Genomic DNA, 18,270 nt, shown 5'->3' with positions numbered 1-18,270 from the left:
CAGCCTAGCCATAACGTGCAAGATCTGGGGGCTTGCCGACAAATCAACCTCCGGCGGGAAGCGGCTTCCCGTTCTGGTCGCGGTAGTGCAGCGCCTGGCCGAGCCCGCTGCCCAGGACGGTGCCCTGGACGAAGGAGGAGACGGCGGTGCGGGCCGAGGCGGGGATCGCCTTGCCGCTCGGCAGCTGCACCCAGCTCATGATCAGGTAGTGGCCGCGGGCCTGGGCGGTGCCGAGGGCGTCGCCGTGGCCGATCTTCGAGGTCACGCCCTTGGCGGGCAGCGCGATCACGTAGGAGTCCTTGGCGTTCTTGGCGGTCGCCACGGTCTCGACGTTCTTGGCCGCCGCGGCGGTGCCCAGGTTGGCGACGCCGATCGTGCCGATCAGCTTGCCGCCCGAGGTGGTGAAGGTCGCCCGGAGGAACTGCGTGCACTTGCCCGCCGCCAGCGCCGAGACCAGCTTCGTCCCGTGGACGCTCTTGGCGCACGTGGCGGAGGTCGACGTGGTCATCAGGTAGGTGGTCTTGCCGCTGGTGAACTTCTTCTTGCCGAAGACCTCGGCGAGGGTCAGCGGCTTCGGGTCGGTCTTCTTGCCGGCCAGCAGGCCCGAGCTGGGGGTGGTCGGCTTCGTGCCGGGCTTGGTCTTGCCGGGCTTCTCCGCGGCGGGGGCCTGGCTCTGGGTCCCCTCGGCCGCGGGCGGGGTCTTCTTGTCGGCGTCGCCGCCGCTGAGCAGCGCATAGGCGCCGCCGCCGACCAGCACCACGCCGATCAGCGCGGCGCCGATCACGACCGGGACGTTGCTCTTCTTCTTGGCACCGGACGGCATCCTGCCGCGGCCGAGACCCGGACGGTCGTCCTCGCCTCCACCGTTCCACTGCTCGGTCTGACCGTAGGCGGGCGGCTGCTGCCCGCCCCACGGCTGCTCGCCGGGGGCCTGCTGGCCGCCCCACGGCTGCTCACCGGGGGGCTGCTGGGAGACGGCTCCGGCCCAGGGCGCGCCCTCGGCGGGACGGCCGGGCTCCTCGTGCCACGGGTTCTGCTGCGGGACGCCCTCCTGCTGCTGCCAGGCGGGCTGGGCCTGGGAGTTCGCGTCCTGCCACGCGGACTGGCCGGCGGAGGGGGCGTCCTGCCACGGCTGGCGTCCCTGCTCGTCCTGCCACGCGGGTTGGGCCTGGGAGTTCGCTTCCTGCCAGGACGGCTGGGCCTGCGAGTTCGCCTCCTGCCAGGCGGGCTGGGCCTGGGAGTTCGGGTCCTCCCAGGAGGGCTGGGCGGGGGACTCGGGCCAGGGCTGCTGCTGCGGGGCGACCTGGTCGGACCAGGAGGCCTGCTGGGCGAGGCCGTCCTGCCACGGGGAGCCCTGCTGCGCCTGCTCCTGCTGCTGCCAGGGCTGCTGCTGTGGCGCCTGCTGCTGTGGCTGCTCCGGCCAGGCCTGCTGGCCGGGTGCGCCGTGCCAGGAGTCCTCGGACGCGACGGGGGCGCTCAAGGGATGCCGGGACCAGTCGAGATCGGTCTCCAGCGGGTCGCCGTCCCACGGGGAGCGCTCGCCCTGCTCTGGCTGTGCCGCCCAGGCGGGATCGTTGGAGCGTCCGCCCGGCTGGTTCGTGTCACCCGGATAACCCATGATGTGGAGCCTAACGGTTGATTCGGGGTGGACTCCGGGCGGTTTCGTGACCCGAGGCCGACTTCAGCTTTGCACGACGGGCCCTCCGAGGGGGCGAAATCCCCGTCTTGGCCGGGGCATCGTGGCCGTTGAGGCATACTGGGAAGCAGTAGGAGTGCGGTATCTCACGCCCGTCCGCAGAGGCTGGACGAGGGGTGCCGCTTTGACCCGTGCTCGAACCCTCGGATATCCTGCTCGTTCGACAGTGCTCACTGTCAATGCCCTGGACGAGGCAGCGTCCTCGCTCGGGGCAAGCTCATGTCGGTTGTGCCTGTGCAGGCATTCTTGCAACCGGCACTCCGGTCCTTCATCTCTAAGGACCTGGATTCCGCAGTCGACAGAAATGAAGGCTCACGCCGTGCGTACGTTCACCCCTAAGCCCGCTGACGTGCAGCGTCAGTGGCACGTCATCGACGCGACTGATGTCGTGCTGGGTCGCCTCGCTAGCCAGGTCGCGATCCTGCTTCGGGGAAAGCACAAGGCGATCTACGCTCCGCACGTTGACACCGGTGACTTCGTCATCATCATCAACGCGGACAAGATCTCCCTCTCCGGCAAGAAGCTCGAGCAGAAGAAGGCGTACCGCCACTCCGGTTACCCGGGTGGACTGCGCGCCACGTCCTACAAGGACCTGCTCGAGAAGCACCCGGAGCGGGCCGTCGAGAAGGCGATCAAGGGCATGCTGCCCAAGAACAAGCTCGGCCGCGCGATGTTCGGCAAGGTGAAGGTCTACGCGGGCCCGAACCACCCGCACACCGCCCAGCAGCCGGTCCCGTTCGAGATCACCCAGGTCTCGCAGATCGTCAAGTAGATCAGCTTCGCGCTGACCACCCGAAAAAGAGGCCGCCAGGGCGCCCAGGGAACCGCTGTCTTAGGGTCCGCCGCCCCGGTTCAGAACACCCAACAGGAGAATCGTGTCTGAGAACACCGAGTCGGTCGCCACGGAAGAGGCGTTCGACTACGAGGACGCCCCGTCCGAGTACACCACCGAGTCCCCGGAGGCCGCCGACGAAGCCGTCGTGCGCACCCCGGCCGCGACCGGTCCGGCGTCCGCCACCGGCCGCCGCAAGGAAGCCATCGCCCGCGTCCGGATCGTCCCGGGCACCGGCCAGTGGAAGATCAACGGGCGCAAGCTCGACGAGTACTTCCCGAACAAGGTCCACCAGCAGCTCGTGAACTCCCCGTTCGTGACGCTCGACCTCGACGGCCAGTGGGACGTCATCGCGCGCATCAACGGCGGTGGCACCACCGGCCAGGCCGGCGCGCTGCGCATGGGCATCTCCCGCGCCCTGCAGATCTCGGACCCGGACAGCCGCCCGCCGCTGAAGGCCGCCGGCTTCCTCACCCGTGACCCGCGGGCCAAGGAACGCAAGAAGGCCGGTCTCAAGAAGGCCCGTAAGGCTCCGCAGTACAGCAAGCGCTAAGTGCCGCTGCTTGCGTGACCGAACGGCGGGCACCACCATCGTGGTGCCCGCCGTTCGGCGTTTTCGCCAACTTTTCAGGTACGACAGGCGATCTCACGTCGTGTCGTGACGGTTCGATGAGGGTGAGTGACGTGGGTCGACTGTTCGGTACCGACGGGGTACGAGGCCTGGCGAACCGGGATCTGACGCCCCGGCTGGCGATGGACCTGTCCGTCGCCGCCGCGCGGGTGCTCGGTGACGCGGGGGCGTTCGAGGGGCACAAGCCCGTCGCCGTCGTGGGCCGCGATCCGCGCGCCTCGGGCGAGTTCCTGGAGGCGGCCGTGGTCGCCGGGCTGGCGAGCGCTGGCGTGAACGTGCTGCGCCTCGGCGTGCTGCCGACGCCGGCCGTCGCCTACCTGACCCGCGAGCTGGACGCCGACCTGGGGGTCATGCTGTCGGCGTCGCACAACCCCGCGCCCGACAACGGCATCAAGTTCTTCGACCGCAGCGGCTTCAAGCTCGCCGACGAGATCGAGGACCGGATCGAGGCGCACCTCGGCGAGGACTGGCGCGCTCCGGTCGGCGAGCACGTCGGCCGCGTCTTCGAGGCGCACGACCGGGTCGCCGCGTACGGCGAGCACCTCCTGTCGACCCTGAAGGTCTCCCTGGACGGCCTGAAGGTCGTCGTGGACTGCGCGAACGGCGCCGCCGCCGAGCTGGCCCCCGGCCTGATGCGCCGGGCGGGCGCGACCGTCATCGAGATCGGCACCGCGCCCGACGGCCTCAACATCAACGCGGACTGCGGCTCCACCCACCTGGAGGCCCTCCAGCGGGCGGTCGTGTCGAACGGCGCCGCGGCGGGCATCGCCTTCGACGGCGACGCCGACCGCTGCCTGGCCGTCACCGCCGGTGGCGAGGTCGTCGACGGCGACCAGATCATGGCGATCCTCGCGCTCGAACTGCACGAGGCGGGACGGCTCCCCGAGAACACGGTCGTCGCGACCGTCATGTCGAACCTGGGCTTCAAGCTGGCGCTGCGCGAGTACGGCCTGACGATCCTGGAGACCGCGGTCGGTGACCGCTACGTCCTGGAGGCCATGAAGGAGGGCGGCTTCGGTTTCGGCGGCGAGCAGTCCGGCCACGTGATCATGCTGGAGCACGGCACCACCGGCGACGGCGTCCTGACCGGCCTGCACCTCCTGGGCGCGATGGCCCGCACCGGACGCGCCCTGGACGAGCTGGCGAAGGTGATGACCCGGCTCCCGCAGGTCCTGATCAACGTCCGCGGGGTCGACAAGGACCGCGCGAAGAGCTGCGCCGAGCTGAACGCCGCGATCGCCGAGGCCGAGACCGAGCTGGGCGACACCGGGCGCGTCCTCATCCGGCCGTCGGGCACCGAGCCGATGGTCCGCGTCATGGTCGAGGCCACGGCCGAGGACCAGGCCCACGCGGTCGCCGAGCGGCTCGCCGGAGTCGTCCGCACCCACCTCTGAGCCCCGCACCGGCGAAGTTCGACAGTCCTCGTCCCGAACTTCGTCAGGTGCGCATCATTCGTATGACGTCCCGGATTCTCTAGAGTCGGTGCCCTTACGGCATACCGAAGAACTCTGGGGTGGCACATGCAGGAGATCACTCGGCGGCAGGCACTGGCCGGCGGCGTCAGCGCGGCCACGGCCCTGTCCCTGGCGGGCTGGCAGGGCCGCGCGGCGGCGGGCGACGACGAGACGAGCGTGACGATCACCGTCATGGGGACGTCGGACCTGCACGGCAACTGCCTGAACTGGGACTACTTCAAGAACGCGGAGTACGACGACTCCGCGCACAACGACATCGGGCTGGCCAAGATCTCCAGCATCGTCCAGCAGATCCGCGCCGACCGGGGCGGCCACCGCACCCTGCTGTTCGACTCGGGCGACACCATCCAGGGCACGCCCCTCGCGACGTACTACGGGAAGATCAAGCCGATCACCGAGACCGGCGAGTTCCACCCGATGGCCAAGGCCATGAACGCCGTCAACTACGACGCGGTGACCCTCGGGAACCACGAGTTCAACTACGGCCTGCCGCTGCTGAGGAAGTGGATCCACCAGATGCACGCCCCGGCGCTGGCCGCCAACGCCGTGGGCTGGACCGGGGACACCCCCGCCTACGACCCCTACGTCATCAAGCGGATGCGGGTGAAGAACCACGGCGAGCCGATCCTGGTCGGCGTTCTGGGGCTCACCAACCCCGGCATCGCGATCTGGGACAAGGGCAACGTCGAGGGCAAGCTGCGCTTCCTCGACCTGGTCGAGACCGCGAAGAAGTGGGTTCCCGTCCTCAAGGCCAAGGGCTGCCACGTCGTGGTCGTCACCGCGCACGCCGGCGACGACGGCTTCTCCTCCTACGGCGACGCGCTGCCGGTGGAGAACGCCTCCGCGCTGGTCGCCGAGCAGGTTCCCGACATCGACGCGATCCTGTTCGGCCACTCGCACAAGGACGTCCCGCAGCGGTTCGTGACCAACAAGGCGACCGGCGAGCAGGTGCTGCTGGCCGAGCCGTCGTACTGGGGCCGCCGCCTGTCGGTCATGGACTTCACGCTGGAGCGCGCCGGCGGGACCTGGGCGGTCACCGCCAAGTCCGCGATCTCCATCAACTCCAACACGGTCGCGGAGGACCCGGCGATCGTCGCGCTGATCAAGCCGCAGCACGACACCACGGTCGCCTACGTCAACCAGGTCGTCGCGAAGTCGGCGACCGAGCTCAGCGCGGCGGAGTCGGCGTGGAAGGACACCCCGATCCTCGACTACATCCAGAAGGTGCAGACCGAGACCGTCAAGGCCGCCCTCGCCGGGACGCAGTACGCCGCGCTCCCGATCCTGTCGATCGCCGCGCCGTTCAGCCGCACCGCGGTGTTCCCCGCGGGCGACGTGTCGATCCGCGACATCGCCGGCCTCTACATCTACGACAACACCCTGATGGCCAGCCTCATCACCGGCGCGCAGGTGAAGGCCTACCTGGAGTACTCGGCGAAGTACTTCGTGCAGACCGCCCCCGGGGCCCCGGTCGACACCGCGAAACTGACCAACGCGGGCGGCACCCCGGACTACAACTACGACCAGCTCGCGGGCGTCTCCTACGACATCGACGTCTCGCGTCCCGTCGGCTCCCGGATCGTGAACCTGACGCTGGCCGGGGCGCCGGTCGCCGACGACCGGCAGTTCGTGATCGCGGTCAACAACTACCGGCAGTCGGGCGGCGGCGGCTTCCCGCACATCACCGCGGCCCCGATCGTCTACAACCGGCAGGTCGAGATCCGGCAGGCGCTCATCGACTTCGCGACGGCCGCGGGCACCATCGACGCCGCGACCTTCGCCGAGGTGAACTGGAAGCTCGTCCGGGAAGGCGTTCCCGTCTTCGGGTAAGCTCGCTCCTTCGCCCATTTTTCGAAGGAGAGCAGCGGCATGCCCGGAGAGCCCGACGTACTGAGGGCCGAACGCGACCATCTGAAGCAGTCGCGGGAGGCCCTGACGGCCATGCGGGAGCATGCCGAGTCGCTGTCCGCGGACGCCGCCGGCGACTGGGTGTCCCAGCAGGTCCTGGAGGGTCTGCTGGACATCCGGATCAGGGCTCTGGCCGACCATCCGGACACGCCGCTGTTCTTCGGGCGGCTCGACCACTCCGCCGACGTGATGGCCGTCGCGGACCTGCCGGAGACCGTCTACGTGGGGCGGCGGCACGTCCACGACCAGGACGGGCTCGCGCTCGTCCTGGACTGGCGGGCGCCGGTGTCGCGGGCGTTCTACCAGGCGGGGCCGCGCGAGCCGATGGGCGTCGTGCGGCGCCGCCGGTTCGGTTTCCGGGGCGGGGAGCTGACCGCGTTCGAGGACGAGACCCTCGACGGCCGGGAGCTGGAGACGTCGCGGCTGCTGGCCGAGGAGATCGAGCGTCCACGGTCGGGCCCGATGCGCGACATCGTCGCCACGATCCAGCCGGAGCAGGACGTGATCGTCCGGGCGGCGCTGGCCGAGACCGTCTGCGTGCAGGGCGCGCCCGGCACCGGGAAGACGGCCGTGGGCCTGCACAGGGCGGCCTACCTGCTGTTCACCCACCGGGAGCGGCTCAGCCGGTCGGGCGTGCTGATCGTCGGGCCGAACCGGGCGTTCCTGTCCTACATCGCGAGCGTGCTGCCCGCCCTCGGTGAGGTCCGGGTCGACCAGGCGACGGTGGACGACCTGCTCGGCACGCCCACCGGCACGGAGGAGCCCGCGGTGGCGGCGCTCAAGGGCGACGCGCGGCTCTCCGAGGTGCTGCGCAAGGCGCTGTGGCTGCATCTGGCGAAGCCCGGGGGCGGGCTGCTGTTCGTCAAGGGCGCCTCCCGCTACCGGATCCCCGACCACGAGGTGCGCGAGCTGGTGGCGTCGCTGCGCGGGACGACCCGCTACGGAGCGGGCCGCAACGCGCTCGCCCAGCGGCTGGCCCACCGGGTGCTGGTGCAGATGGAGGAGCGCGGCGAGGCCCCCGACGACCGGGTGCAGGACGCGGTCGCCCGCTCCCGGCCGGTGAAGGCGCTCGTCGAGGAGGTCTGGCCCAAGCTGACCCCGCAGGCCGTGCTGTTCCGGCTGCTGAGCGATCCGGAGTTCCTCGCGCTCGCCGCGAAGGGGATCCTCGACCCCGGCGAGCGGGAGCTGCTGCTGTGGGCGAAGGCGCCGCGATCGGCCAGGAGCGTCCGATGGACCTCGGCGGACGTCGCGCTGCTCGACGATCTCGCCGACCAGATGGAGCGCACCGGGTCGATCGGCCATCTCGTCGTCGACGAGGCGCAGGACCTGTCGCCGATGCAGCTGCGCGCGCTGGGCCGCCGCTGCGCGACCGGTTCCGCGACGGTCCTCGGCGACCTCGCCCAGGGCACCACCCCGTGGTCGGCGCGGACCTGGGAGGAGCTGCTCGGCCATCTCGGCAGGCCCGGCGAGGTCACCGAGCTGACCCTCGGCTTCCGGGTGCCGCGCGAGGTCCTCGACTACGCGGCCCGGCTGCTGCCGTCCGTGGCGCCGGGGCTGGCCGCGCCGCGGTCACTGCGGGCGGGCCTCGGCTCCCTCGCGGTCCGGCACGTGGGGGACGTTCCCGACGCCCTGGTGACCGCGCTCATCGAGGCCCTGTCCCGTGACGGCTCGATCGGCGTCATCGCCGCCGACGACACGGTGCCGATCCTCGCCGAGACGCTCACCGAGAACGGCCTCGACCACGCGATCCTCACCGAGGACGGCGTCGAGGGCGAACGCGTCCACCTCATCCCCGCCACCCTCGCCAAGGGCCTGGAGTACGACCACGTCCTGGTCGCCGAACCGGCCGCCATCGTCGCCGCCGAACCCCGCGGCCTCGCCCGCCTCTACGTCGTCCTCACCAGAGCCGTCACCTCCCTGACCGTCCTGCACTCCGAAGCCCTGCCCGAGCAGCTCTAGCCTTCGATCTCCAGCTTGCCGACCTTGAGATGGGCGATCTCGACGACGCCGGCGGACAGGTGCTCGACCAGGGCCCGCCTGACGGTGAGCCTGCCGATCACGAGGGCGCCGACGGCGACGGCGCCGAGGGCGGCCGAACCGATCGCGAGGGCGCCGAGGGCGGTTCCGGCGTCGAGACGGAACCCCGTGCCGCTCGCGCCGATCGCCTCCGCCCCGACGGCCTCGGCCTTCCTGTGGGGAGCGTGCTCCGCGTTCTCATCCATGGGATCAGTCCTACCCCACGGGCCCCTCCGGTGCTCGCCGGAGGCCGGGTCCGGTGAACCGCCGGGGAAGGGCGAGGTAACGATTCGGATGAGGGCTGTTCCTCAGAAGGGGCATGTCGGGCGACGATGGAGGCATGGACGACGCGCGTGCGGAGAGTCCCTACACGCAACGGGTTCTGGCGCAGCTGAGGGCGTGGCCGACCGTTGCCGTGACGGACGCGGAGTGCGGATCGGGCCCGGCTCTGCGGACCGGTTCCGGGGAGATCGCACATCTGCACGGCGGGGACGAGGCCGAGGTCAGGCTGGGGGCAGAGGCCGTCGGGCGGATGAAGGCGGCGCTCGACCAGACCGGGCGGGTGAAGCTCCGGGCGGAGACCGTCCGGGTCCGGTTGCAGAGCGACAACGACGTGCGCCTGCTGCTGTCCCTGCTGAGCGTCGCGATCAAGGAGAGTTCCCGCGCCAGACCGGGCGGGAACGGTCCATGGTGCCGGCACGGACGCATCGCCCGGTCGGCTTAGGGTCCGAAACAGACCCTAGGGGCTGTTTCAAAGTCGGCGCCCGTGGCGAGCGGCGTCCAGGTGCGTGCCTCGCGGGGGCGGAGGAGGGAGTCGACCTGGTTGGGTCGGCGACCGACGACAACCTCGCGAGGTGCGTGCCTGGGCGCCGCGCAGTAGGGCAGTTGACTTTGAAACAGACCCTAGCCGCCGCACTGCTCCAGCATGATCTGCTTGTCGGCCGTGGTCACCGGCAGGTCGTACTTGAGGGCGACCTGGGCGAAGCGGACCGAGTAGGCGCAGCGGATCCGCTTGACGGGCGGCAGCCAGGAGGCCGGGCCCGAGTCGCTCTTGGAGCCGTTGGTGGGGCCGTCGACGGCGATGAGGTTCAGCGGGTCGTTGGCGATCTGCTCGCGCTTGTCGGCCGTCCAGCGGGCGGCGCCCATCTGCCAGTCGTAGGACAGCGGCATCACGTGGTCGATCTGGACCTCGTTGGCCTTGGCCTTCTCGAACGCGATGGTGTCGCCGGTGTAGGGGTCGTGCAGCGTCATCTCGACGACCACGCAGTCGGAGCCGGAGCGGTACTTCACCTTCTCGCCGTCGCGGGCGAGGATGTCGTTGCGGGTGTCGCACCCGTTGCGCGCCAGCGCGACGCCGTCGGCGGTGTCGGTCCAGGTCGGGCCGAAGCGGTCGCGTTCGTAGCCGGTCTTCGGGCCGCGTCCGGCGGTCCTGACCTGTTCGATGACCTTGCGCCCGGCCTTCTGGTCGGCGTCGGAGGTGAGCGCGGCGAGGCTGGGCCGCTCGCCCTTGGGGTTGTCGAGCGGGACGGCAGCCTTGGCGTTCTCGCCGCCCTTCTGTGGTGAGGTGGACGAACCGTCCGCGTCGATTCCGGCGCATCCGCTGAGCAGCGCCATCGCCAGCACCGCACTCGAACCGCGCACCAAGACCGCCCGGCGCATCGCCCACATCCTTTGCATTTGTCGGGAAAACGCCACCAGGCTATGCCCGTTGATCCGGCGGTCAATCCGGCACGATGGGCCCGTGCTCCATCTCCGGACGATCGTCCCTCCCGAACTGACCGAAACCGTTCTCGAAGACTTCGGGCGGCACCCTGGTGTCGCCAACGTCGTGCTGCTCCCCGGCGCCGCGCGATCGCCCGAGGGCGACGTCATCCAGGCCGACGTCGCCCGCGAGAGCGCCGACGAGATCGTCGAGGGCCTGAAGAGCCGCGGGGTCGAGCAGTGCGGCTCGATCACGCTCGGCCGGTTCGAACTGGCCGTCGGCGAGGTCTTCGACGAGGCCGAGGAGGCGGCGCCCGGCTACGGCGACGACGCCGTCATCTGGCAGGACCTCGACCGCAAGACGGCGGAGGAGACCGTCCTCACCTGGACGTTCCTGGCCTTCCTCGCGCTCGCCACCCAGCTCGCCGGCATCGCCGCCCTCATCGACTCCTCGGTCCTGGTCGTCGGCGCGATGGTCCTCGGCCCGGAGTTCGGCGCGGTGGCGGCGATCTCCTACGGGCTGCTGTTCGGCGACCTGCGCCGGGTCGGGGCGGCGCTGCGGACCCTCGCGATCGGGTTCGCCCTCGCGATCGCCATCACCTTCGTGTGCGCCTGGGTCAGCCATCTCATCGGGGTGATCGACCTCGACGAGCTGCCCACGGACCGGCCGCAGACGGGGTTCGTCTACTCGCCCGACCGGTGGTCGTTCATCGTCGCGCTGCTGGCGGGGACGGCGGGCGTGCTGTCGATGACGTCGGGGAAGGCCTCGGCGCTGGTCGGCGTGTTCATCTCGGTGACGACCGTGCCCGCAGCGGGCAATCTCGCCGTGGCGCTGGCGCTGAGCCACTCCTCGGAGATCAGGGGCTCGATCCTGCAGCTTCTGGTCAACCTCCTGGGGATGATCATCGCGGGCATCGTCACGCTGGCCGTCCAGCGGCTGGCCTGGAACGCCGTTCTCAGGCGCCGGAGGCGCACCCAGGGCCCGCCCTCCGTCGCGGGATGAGCGGGCGGCGAACCTGAGGAGGAGGGGGTGTACTTCTGACGGGTGATGACGCGGGGTGTCCAGGCCTTCTAGCCTGGGCCTCATGCCGATCATCGCCACCCGGGACCTCTCGATGAGGTTCCCCAGGGTGACCGCGCTGGAGTCGCTGAGCTTCACCGTCGAACCCGGGGTCACCGGGCTCGTCGGGGCCAACGGCGCGGGGAAGTCCACCCTCATCAAGATTCTTCTCGGGCTGCTCCCTCCCTCCGGGGGGCAGGCCCAGGTCCTCGGCCTCGACATCGCCGCACAGGGCTCGCAGATCCGCGAGCGCGTGGGGTTCATGCCCGAGTACGACACCCTGCCGCCGGACGTGTCCGCCACGGAGTTCGTGGTGCACATGGCCCGGATGTCGGGGCTCCCCGCGACCGCCGCCCGCGAACGCGCCGCCGACGTGCTGCGGCACGTGGGCCTCTACGAGGAGCGCTACCGCCCCATCGGCGGCTACTCGACGGGCATGAAGCAGAAGGTCAAGCTGGCGCAGGCGCTGGTCCACGACCCGCAGCTGGTCTTCCTGGACGAGCCGACCAACGGCCTCGACCCCAACGGCCGCGACGAGATGCTGGGACTGATCCGGCGGATCGGCGCCGAGTTCGGGATCAGCGTGCTCGTGACGTCGCACCTGCTCGGTGAGCTGGAGCGGGTCTGCGACCACGTCGTCATCATCGACGGCGGGAAGCTGCTGCGCTCGCAGGCCGTCGAGGCCTTCACCCAGACCAGCGGCCAGCTCCTGGTCGAGGTCGAGGACCGCAGCGACGACCTGGGCCGGCTGCTGTTCGACCGCGGTGTCGCCGTCCGGCCCGAGGGCCGCTTCCTGATGATCGACATCGCCGACGAGAAGACCTACGACCAGATCCGTGACGGGGTCGTCGAGCTGGGGCTCGCGCTCATCCGCATGGAACAGGCCCGCCACCACATCGAGGAGGTGTTCCAGCAGTGACCACCGCCATCCACGACATCGGATACCGGCACTACGACGGTCCCCGGCACGGGCGCGCGTTCATCGTGCGCTCGCTGTACCTGTACAACCTGCGCGCGGTCTTCGGGCTGGGACGCGGCGCCAAGGCGAAGATCATCCCGGTCTTCCTGTTCGTCTGCCTGCTGCTCCCGGCCGCCGTCGACGTCGCGATCCTGGCGTTCATCAAGGAGCCCAAGCTCCTGATGAACTACTCGATGTACCCGCTGTGGGTGCAGCCGCTGATCGCGATCTTCCTGGCCACCCAGGCGCCCGTGATCGCCTCGCGTGAGATCCGCTTCAAGACCGTCCCGCTGTACTTCTCGCGGCCGGTCCGCACGCTCGACTTCGTGCTGGCCAAGTTCCTCGCCTTCGTGACGGCCCTGTTCGCGCTGATCGCGATCCCGCTGACCCTGCTGCACCTCGGCTTCCTGCTGACGCGCTCGGGCATGGTCAAGAACGTCCGGGAGGCCGGGCCGCTCGCGGAGCTCGGCAAGGTGCCCTCGGTCGTCCACCAGAGCGGGCTGTACCTGGCCGCGCTCGCCGGCTGCCTGCTGTTCGCGCTGGTGCTGGCCTCGTTCGCGCTCGTCATCGCGGCCTACACGCCGCGCCGCGGGTTCGGCGTCGCCGCCGTCATCGCGGTCTACCTGATCTCCAACGTGGTCGTCGCGATCATCCAGGGGGTGGCGATCAGCTCGGGCAACTGGGACCTCGCCAAGTGGATGAACCTGTTCACCCCGTTCCCCCTGGTCGACGGCGTCCAGACCGGGCTGCTCCATGCCGACGTCGGCTCCCGCGGCGAGACCGTGGGCCCGCGGACGGCCGGCGGCGGCCTGCTGTTCCTCGCGGCCAACGTGGCGGTCGTCGCCGGGTCGCTGTCCGTCCTGCTCGCTCGCTTCCGGAAGGCGGGACAGTGACCTCCATCCAGATCCAGGACGTCTCCCGCTGGTACGGGAACGTCGTCGCCATCAACGGCGTCACCATGAACATCGGGCCCGGGGTCACGGGGCTGCTCGGGCCGAACGGCGCCGGCAAGTCCACGCTGATCCACATGATGGGCGGGTTCCTCGAACCGTCCTCCGGCACCCTGACGCTCGAGGGGACGCCGATCTGGCGGAACCCGTCGGTGTACGAGAACATCGGCCTCGTCCCCGAGCGGGAGAGCGCCTACGACTTCCTGACCGGCGAGCAGTTCATCGTCTCGATGGCCAAGCTGCACAAGCTCGGCGACCCGAGGGCCGCGGCCAGGCGGGCGATCGCCATGGTCGAGATGGACTACGCGGCGGCCCGGCCGATCGGCACCTACTCCAAGGGCATGAAGCAGCGCATCAAGATGGCGTCCGCGCTGGTCCACGACCCGGCGGTGCTGCTGCTCGACGAACCGTTCAACGGCATGGACCCGCGCCAGCGGATCCAGCTCATGGACCTCATCCGCCGGATGGCGGCCGAGGGCAGGACCATCCTGTTCTCCTCGCACATCCTGGAGGAGGTCGAACGGCTCGCCACCCACATCGAGGTGATCGTCTCCGGCCGGCACGCGGCCTCGGGCGACTTCCGCGAGATCCGCCGGCTGATGACCGACCGGCCCTACCAGGTGACCGTCCGGTCCACCGACGACCGGACCCTCGCCTCGGCGATCATCGCCGACGGTTCGGCGAGCTCGGTCGAGCTCACGGACGGCAAGCTCCAGGTCGAGGCCACGGACTTCCACCGCTTCACCTGGCTGCTGCCGCAGCTGGCCAAGAACGCGGGCGTCCGGCTGTGGGAGATCTCCCCGTCCGACGAGTCGCTCGAGAGCGTCTTCAGCTACCTGGTGGGCAAATGATGAATCCGACCATCGCGTACATGACCTTCCGCGGGATGCTCGGCCGCCGCAGAGTGATCATGCTGTTCCTGCTTCCGGCGATGCTGCTGGCCCTCTCGGTCCTGCTCAAGGCCACCGTGACGACCAACATGCTGGACGTCGAGGTCGCGGTGCTCCAGCGCTTCGCCCTCGCGACCCTGCTGCCGCTGCTCGCGCTGATCGCCGGGACCGGGGTGATCGGCCCCGAGATCGACGACGGCCAGATCATGTACGTCCTGACGAAGCCGATCTCCCGGACGTCGGTGATCGTCACCAAGTACGTGTGCGCGGTCGTCCTCGTGACGGGCTTCGCGGTGATCCCGACCGTCCTGTCCGCGGTGATCCTCGGGGAGAACTCCGAGCTGCCGGGGGCGTTCGGGATCGGGGTCTTCGTCGGCGGCGTGGCCTACAGCGCGATCTTCGTGGCGCTGGGCGTCATCAGCAGGCACGCCGTCACCATCGGCCTGATCTACGCGATGGTGTGGGAGTCGCTGGTCGGGAACTTCGCGCCCGGGGCCAAGACGCTGAGCGTCCAGCAGTGGGCGCTGAGGATCACCGACGAGTTCACCACCACCCAGTCGATCAATCCGGACATCGGGCTGGCGACCGCGGTCATCCTGCTGATCGTGGTCACGGTGGGCAGCATGCTGCTCGCGACCGTCCGGCTCCGTTCCCTGACGATCGCGTCGGCGGAGTAGATCCGGCCGGAATGTGCCCCGTGAATCACACCTTCGGGTGGGGTTCACGGGGTTTCCTGTATCCATGGATCTTCACTCGGTGCGGGACTCCCTCCTCCCGCCGGTCCGCCGCCGTGCGCCCTCGGGTCCGCCGCGGCGCCCCGCCGTCCCGCCGTGGCGGCGGCGGAGGGCCAGGCCCGTCGCGGCCGCCCTGGTCCTGGCGCTGGCCGTCGGGGCCGGGTGGGCCTTCGCGGGCGAGGGCGGGGTCAGGACCGTGAAGGTGCGCGGAGGCGCCGTGGTCACCGCGAAGGTGGCCGCGGGCACGCTCCGGGCCGTCGAGCTGGAGGAGACGCCCGAGCTGGCCGGGGCGACGGCGCTGGGCCGCCCGATCCAGGTGGCGCCGGTGCGGCTGGACGGGCCCGCGCGGATCTCCTTCCCCGTCCCGGCGGTGCCCGGCGCCGATCCCGCGCAGGACGCCGGGATCGCGATGCGGAGCGACGGCACCGGAGACCACTGGACCTACGTCGGCGGCGAGTACGATCCCGCCACCCGGCGGATCTCGGTCGAGACGACGCACTTCTCGCAGTGGATGCCCGTCCTGCGCGATGTCGCGGGCCTCGCCACGGCCGTCTCCGGCTATCTGCGGGGGCTGCTCGGCGGCGGTGTCCCGGCCGTCGACTGCCGGGGGGACCTGCGCGGGACTCCGGTCGCCGACCCCGTGGGGCCCCGGCTGACGGCCTGCCTGTCGGCGTCGGGGGAGCTCCAGATCGCCAATCCGCACGGCTTCCCGGTCAACCTCTTCCTGCCCGCCGGGGTCTCCGCCGCCGCGGGGAACGCGCCCCAGTCCGCCGGCCAGGGCCTCTGGGTTCCGGCGGTCGAGCGGCTGCGCCGGGGCACCGTGCTGCTCCCGAACGCCAAACGGGTCTTCCACGTGGACGTCCAGTCCCTCGGCAAGGGGACGCCGTCCGTCGTCGGCGACGTCGACGTCGCCACGTTCGTCTTCGATCTGGCCGCGTTCCTCGCCGACCGGGTGCTGCCGCTCGACCTCAGCGGCAAGGGACCGCCGGTCAAGGCGACCGAGGGGCTCATGGACTGCGTCCGGCGGACCGCGGACGCCCTCCAGGACCGGCCGGACGTCCGGGCGTTCCTCGACGGCCTCGGCACCCTGATCAGGACCTGCTACTGGCCGGAGGCCAAGGCGCTCGCCGAGGCCACGATCAGGAAGTACGGCGTGAGGTTCCAGGAGCGGGCGCTGTCGTTCCTGATCCGCCCGCTCGACGTGATCCTGCACCTGCCCGCCTACGTGGACACCGCACGGGAGGTGCTCTCCACCGCCAAGATCCTCGACAGGGGCGACTACCACCCGGTGGTCCTGCTGGCCCCGGGACTGGACCCCCGGCAGGCCGACGCCCTCACCGACAAGGCGCCCTCGGGCGACTGCGGCCTCCTCGGCCAGGTCCTCAACGTCCTCCCCTTCGTGGACGGCCTGCTGAAGAGCGCCTGCGGGCAGCTCCTCCGCTTCCTCCACCTCTCCTAGGGAGGCGGCTACCAGCGCATCGTGACCTCTTCGGCCCAGCCGCGGAGGCCGTCGACGGTCACCCGCTCGCCGGGGGAGGGCTCGATGACGCCGCTGTAGCGGCCGAACTGCTGGACGGTCCTGTTGCGGAGCAGGAGCGCGTTGACGTCGACCGCGCGGCGGTGGAACGGGGTGAACACGACGTCGACGCCGGGGCCGGTGATCGTCCAGGGGGCGTGCTCGTCGGCGGCGTCGTAGGACCAGGTCAGCTCACGGGGGATCGCGGTGATCCGGCCGTCGACGCACAGCGCGTTCTCGGTCATCCCGGTCCCGGCCGTCCACTTGCCGCCGAACTGCAGGCCGACCACGTGCCCGCCGGTCCTGCCGGAGGCCGCGCCCCAGTTCCAGACCATGTCGCGCGGCCAGCGGCCCCTGCCGTGGTCGAGGACCGCCCAGGAGTCGGCTCCGAAGACGTACTCGCGGCCGCCGGTCCGGACCGTTCCCGTCGCGGGCAGCGCCGTCTGCTTGGAGGTGAACTGGAAGCGCCGCTCGCTCCAGGGCACGACCACGTTGAGGGTCTCGTGCCCGGCGGGCCGCCGGACCGTCAGATCGACCTCGATCTTCCCCTGCGACCGCAGAGCGATCTCGTCGGCGCCGTCCACGATCTCGATCCGGGGCAGCCGCGACGCCGCCCGGCCGCCGAGGCTCGCCGGAAGCCGTGTCCCGAGCCCGAACGGCGCGATCGCCTCGGACGTCACGGGCGGCAGGCCGTCGGCGGCGAAGTAGATCCCGTTGACGCCGATGAAGTCCAGATCGCTGACGGTCAGCGCGACCAGCGCGCCCTCGGTCATCACGCACCAGTACTCCCACCGCTTGGTGCGTCCCCACCCCTTCAGGGCGGTGTCGTGCAGCGGCCGCCGCGACCAGCCGACGGCCCCGGGGTTCAGCCGCCCGTCGGGCAGGCAGAGGGCGACGGGCTCGGTGATCTCGCGCATCTAGATCCTCCGCAGGCGGATGCGCTGGACCGAGTGGTCCTGGGCCTTCTCCAGGACCAGGGTGGCCCGGGCCCTGGTGGGAAGGATGTTCTCCACCAGGTTCCGCTCGTTGATCTCGTGCCAGACCGAGGTGGCGAAGGCGACGGCCTCCTGCTCGGACTGGGTGCGCGTCTGCTCGTGGAAGTAGGAGCGGGGGTCCTCGAACCGGGTGTGGCGCAGGGCGAGGAACCGGTCGAGGTACCACTGGCGGATGTGCTCGACCTTGGCGTCCACGTAGATGGAGAAGTCGAAGTAGTCCGAGACGGCCAGCGCGCCCGCCGGAGGCACCTGGAGGACGTTGATCCCCTCCAGGATGAGGATGTCGGGCGTCTTCACCGCCTGGCGCTCGCCCGGCAGGACGTCGTAGGCCAGATGGGAGTAGACCGGGAGGGTCTGCTCGCGGGAGCCCGCCTTGATCGCCGAGACGAACCGGAGCAGGGCGCGCCGGTCGTAGGACTCGGGGAAGCCCTTGCGGTTCATCAGCCCGCGGGCGGTCAGCTCGGCGTTGGGGTACAGGAAGTTGTCCGTGGTGACCAGTTCGACCCTGGGGTGCTCGGGCCAGCGCGCCAGCAGGGCCTGGAGCAGCCGGGCGACCGTCGACTTGCCGACGGCGACCGAGCCCGCCACGCCGATGACGAACGGGGTCGGGCGGACCGGCTCGTTCAGGAAGGTCGTCAGGGTGTCGCGCAGCCCGCTGTCGCCGGAGAAGAACAGGTTCAGCAGCCGGGAGAGCGGCAGGTAGACGTCCTCGACCTCGTCGATGCCGATGGGGTCCTTGAGCCCGCGAAGATCGTCGAGGTCGTCCTGGGTGAGGGTGAGCGGGGTCTTGGCGCGCAGCTCTTTCCAGGCATGCCGGGCGAACTCGACATAGGGGCTCGGGATGCTCTCCCAGGGTGCGCTCACGAGGAGCCAGAGTATCCGTGCGTGATCGCAGGCCCTCAGGGCGG

The 18,270-nt window shown here is 70.5% G+C and carries 17 protein-coding genes; 12 read left to right on the top strand and 5 right to left on the bottom strand.

What is annotated here, in order from left to right; translation table 11 throughout:
- Positions 1 to 43: 43 nt before the first annotated feature.
- A complete protein-coding gene (locus ABD785_RS07915) occupies positions 44 to 1,618 on the bottom strand; it encodes a hypothetical protein (protein WP_344823958.1) in 1,575 nt (524 codons plus the stop codon).
- Between the two features lie 397 nt (positions 1,619 to 2,015).
- On the opposite strand from ABD785_RS07915, the gene rplM reads away from it, so the two are divergent.
- From rplM to ABD785_RS07890, 5 genes are all read left to right on the top strand, one after another.
- Entirely contained in the window at positions 2,016 to 2,468 is a 453-nt protein-coding gene (gene rplM / locus ABD785_RS07910; RefSeq protein ID WP_344823955.1) for a 50S ribosomal protein L13, read from the top strand.
- A 103-nt stretch (positions 2,469 to 2,571) separates the two neighbouring features.
- Positions 2,572 to 3,081, top strand: a complete 510-nt coding sequence (rpsI, locus tag ABD785_RS07905; RefSeq protein ID WP_344823953.1) for a 30S ribosomal protein S9 — start codon at positions 2,572 to 2,574, stop codon at positions 3,079 to 3,081.
- 131 nt (positions 3,082 to 3,212) lie between these two features.
- Positions 3,213 to 4,553 carry a phosphoglucosamine mutase gene (glmM, locus tag ABD785_RS07900; protein ID WP_344823950.1) on the top strand — a complete coding sequence of 447 codons (1,341 nt, stop codon included), beginning with the start codon at positions 3,213 to 3,215 and terminating at the stop codon, positions 4,551 to 4,553.
- Between the two features lie 126 nt (positions 4,554 to 4,679).
- The gene (locus ABD785_RS07895) at positions 4,680 to 6,464 is read left to right on the top strand and encodes a bifunctional metallophosphatase/5'-nucleotidase (protein ID WP_344823947.1); all 1,785 of its coding nucleotides are present in this window, start codon (positions 4,680 to 4,682) and stop codon (positions 6,462 to 6,464) included.
- 39 nt (positions 6,465 to 6,503) lie between these two features.
- Complete coding sequence (locus tag ABD785_RS07890; protein ID WP_344823943.1) at positions 6,504 to 8,501, top strand: HelD family protein; 1,998 nt, start codon at positions 6,504 to 6,506, stop codon at positions 8,499 to 8,501.
- On the opposite strand, the gene ABD785_RS07885 is transcribed toward ABD785_RS07890, so the two are convergent.
- Entirely contained in the window at positions 8,498 to 8,764 is a 267-nt protein-coding gene (locus ABD785_RS07885) for a hypothetical protein (protein ID WP_344823940.1), read from the bottom strand. The genes ABD785_RS07890 and ABD785_RS07885 overlap by 4 nt on opposite strands.
- A gap of 134 nt (positions 8,765 to 8,898) precedes the next feature.
- Here ABD785_RS07885 and ABD785_RS07880 point away from each other — a divergent pair, with 134 nt between their 5' ends.
- The gene (locus tag ABD785_RS07880) at positions 8,899 to 9,282 is read left to right on the top strand and encodes a luciferase domain-containing protein (RefSeq protein WP_344823937.1); all 384 of its coding nucleotides are present in this window, start codon (positions 8,899 to 8,901) and stop codon (positions 9,280 to 9,282) included.
- Positions 9,283 to 9,461: 179 nt separating this feature from the next.
- Here ABD785_RS07880 and ABD785_RS07875 read toward each other — a convergent pair whose 3' ends face one another.
- Positions 9,462 to 10,217, bottom strand: a complete 756-nt coding sequence (locus tag ABD785_RS07875; protein WP_344823933.1) for an HNH endonuclease family protein — start codon at positions 10,215 to 10,217, stop codon at positions 9,462 to 9,464.
- 82 nt (positions 10,218 to 10,299) lie between these two features.
- On the opposite strand from ABD785_RS07875, the gene ABD785_RS07870 reads away from it, so the two are divergent.
- The 6 genes from ABD785_RS07870 to ABD785_RS07845 all read left to right on the top strand — a co-directional run bounded on the left by ABD785_RS07870 (position 10,300) and on the right by ABD785_RS07845 (position 16,310).
- Entirely contained in the window at positions 10,300 to 11,262 is a 963-nt protein-coding gene (locus ABD785_RS07870; RefSeq protein ID WP_344823930.1) for a DUF389 domain-containing protein, read from the top strand.
- Positions 11,263 to 11,344: 82 nt separating this feature from the next.
- Positions 11,345 to 12,238, top strand: a complete 894-nt coding sequence (locus tag ABD785_RS07865; RefSeq protein ID WP_344823927.1) for an ABC transporter ATP-binding protein — start codon at positions 11,345 to 11,347, stop codon at positions 12,236 to 12,238.
- Positions 12,235 to 13,170, top strand: coding sequence for an ABC transporter permease (locus ABD785_RS07860; RefSeq protein ID WP_344823924.1), 936 nt, complete (start codon positions 12,235 to 12,237; stop codon positions 13,168 to 13,170). Before ABD785_RS07865 ends, ABD785_RS07860 begins: the two co-directional genes overlap by 4 nt.
- Positions 13,167 to 14,078 carry an ABC transporter ATP-binding protein gene (locus ABD785_RS07855; RefSeq protein ID WP_344823921.1) on the top strand — a complete coding sequence of 304 codons (912 nt, stop codon included), beginning with the start codon at positions 13,167 to 13,169 and terminating at the stop codon, positions 14,076 to 14,078. The genes ABD785_RS07860 and ABD785_RS07855 overlap by 4 nt, the downstream gene beginning before the upstream one ends.
- A gap of 20 nt (positions 14,079 to 14,098) precedes the next feature.
- Positions 14,099 to 14,794 carry an ABC transporter permease gene (locus ABD785_RS07850; RefSeq protein WP_344823919.1) on the top strand — a complete coding sequence of 232 codons (696 nt, stop codon included), beginning with the start codon at positions 14,099 to 14,101 and terminating at the stop codon, positions 14,792 to 14,794.
- 64 nt (positions 14,795 to 14,858) lie between these two features.
- Positions 14,859 to 16,310: a hypothetical protein gene (locus tag ABD785_RS07845; RefSeq protein WP_344823917.1), complete on the top strand. Its 1,452-nt coding sequence runs from the start codon at positions 14,859 to 14,861 to the stop codon at positions 16,308 to 16,310.
- Between the two features lie 8 nt (positions 16,311 to 16,318).
- On the opposite strand, the gene ABD785_RS07840 is transcribed toward ABD785_RS07845, so the two are convergent.
- Together ABD785_RS07840 and coaA are read right to left on the bottom strand one after the other, a co-directional pair.
- Positions 16,319 to 17,284 carry a DUF2804 domain-containing protein gene (locus ABD785_RS07840; protein ID WP_344823915.1) on the bottom strand — a complete coding sequence of 322 codons (966 nt, stop codon included), beginning with the start codon at positions 17,282 to 17,284 and terminating at the stop codon, positions 16,319 to 16,321.
- Entirely contained in the window at positions 17,285 to 18,226 is a 942-nt protein-coding gene (gene coaA / locus ABD785_RS07835; RefSeq protein ID WP_344823912.1) for a type I pantothenate kinase, read from the bottom strand.
- Between the last annotated feature and the right edge of the window lie 44 nt (positions 18,227 to 18,270).

Origin of the sequence: Actinocorallia longicatena, from assembly GCF_039534125.1 — a bacterium.
In the GTDB taxonomy this organism is placed as follows: domain Bacteria; phylum Actinomycetota; class Actinomycetes; order Streptosporangiales; family Streptosporangiaceae; genus Actinocorallia; species Actinocorallia longicatena.
Note: the sequence above shows the minus strand (reverse complement) of the source record. Positions and strands in the feature narration are given on the sequence as shown.

What these genes read in the sequence shown, in the direction of transcription:
- ABD785_RS07875 (WP_344823933.1), bottom strand. Translation starts at nt 10,217, where the DNA reads ATGCGCCGGGCGGTCTTGGTGCGCGGTTCGAGTGCGGTGCTGGCGATG.
- ABD785_RS07895 (WP_344823947.1), top strand. Translation starts at nt 4,680, where the DNA reads ATGCAGGAGATCACTCGGCGGCAGGCACTGGCCGGCGGCGTCAGCGCG.
- ABD785_RS07915 (WP_344823958.1), bottom strand. Translation starts at nt 1,618, where the DNA reads ATGGGTTATCCGGGTGACACGAACCAGCCGGGCGGACGCTCCAACGAT.
- ABD785_RS07865 (WP_344823927.1), top strand. Translation starts at nt 11,345, where the DNA reads ATGCCGATCATCGCCACCCGGGACCTCTCGATGAGGTTCCCCAGGGTG.
- ABD785_RS07850 (WP_344823919.1), top strand. Translation starts at nt 14,099, where the DNA reads ATGACCTTCCGCGGGATGCTCGGCCGCCGCAGAGTGATCATGCTGTTC.
- ABD785_RS07890 (WP_344823943.1), top strand. Translation starts at nt 6,504, where the DNA reads ATGCCCGGAGAGCCCGACGTACTGAGGGCCGAACGCGACCATCTGAAG.
- ABD785_RS07845 (WP_344823917.1), top strand. Translation starts at nt 14,859, where the DNA reads ATGGATCTTCACTCGGTGCGGGACTCCCTCCTCCCGCCGGTCCGCCGC.
- ABD785_RS07880 (WP_344823937.1), top strand. Translation starts at nt 8,899, where the DNA reads ATGGACGACGCGCGTGCGGAGAGTCCCTACACGCAACGGGTTCTGGCG.
- ABD785_RS07885 (WP_344823940.1), bottom strand. Translation starts at nt 8,764, where the DNA reads ATGGATGAGAACGCGGAGCACGCTCCCCACAGGAAGGCCGAGGCCGTC.
- ABD785_RS07840 (WP_344823915.1), bottom strand. Translation starts at nt 17,284, where the DNA reads ATGCGCGAGATCACCGAGCCCGTCGCCCTCTGCCTGCCCGACGGGCGG.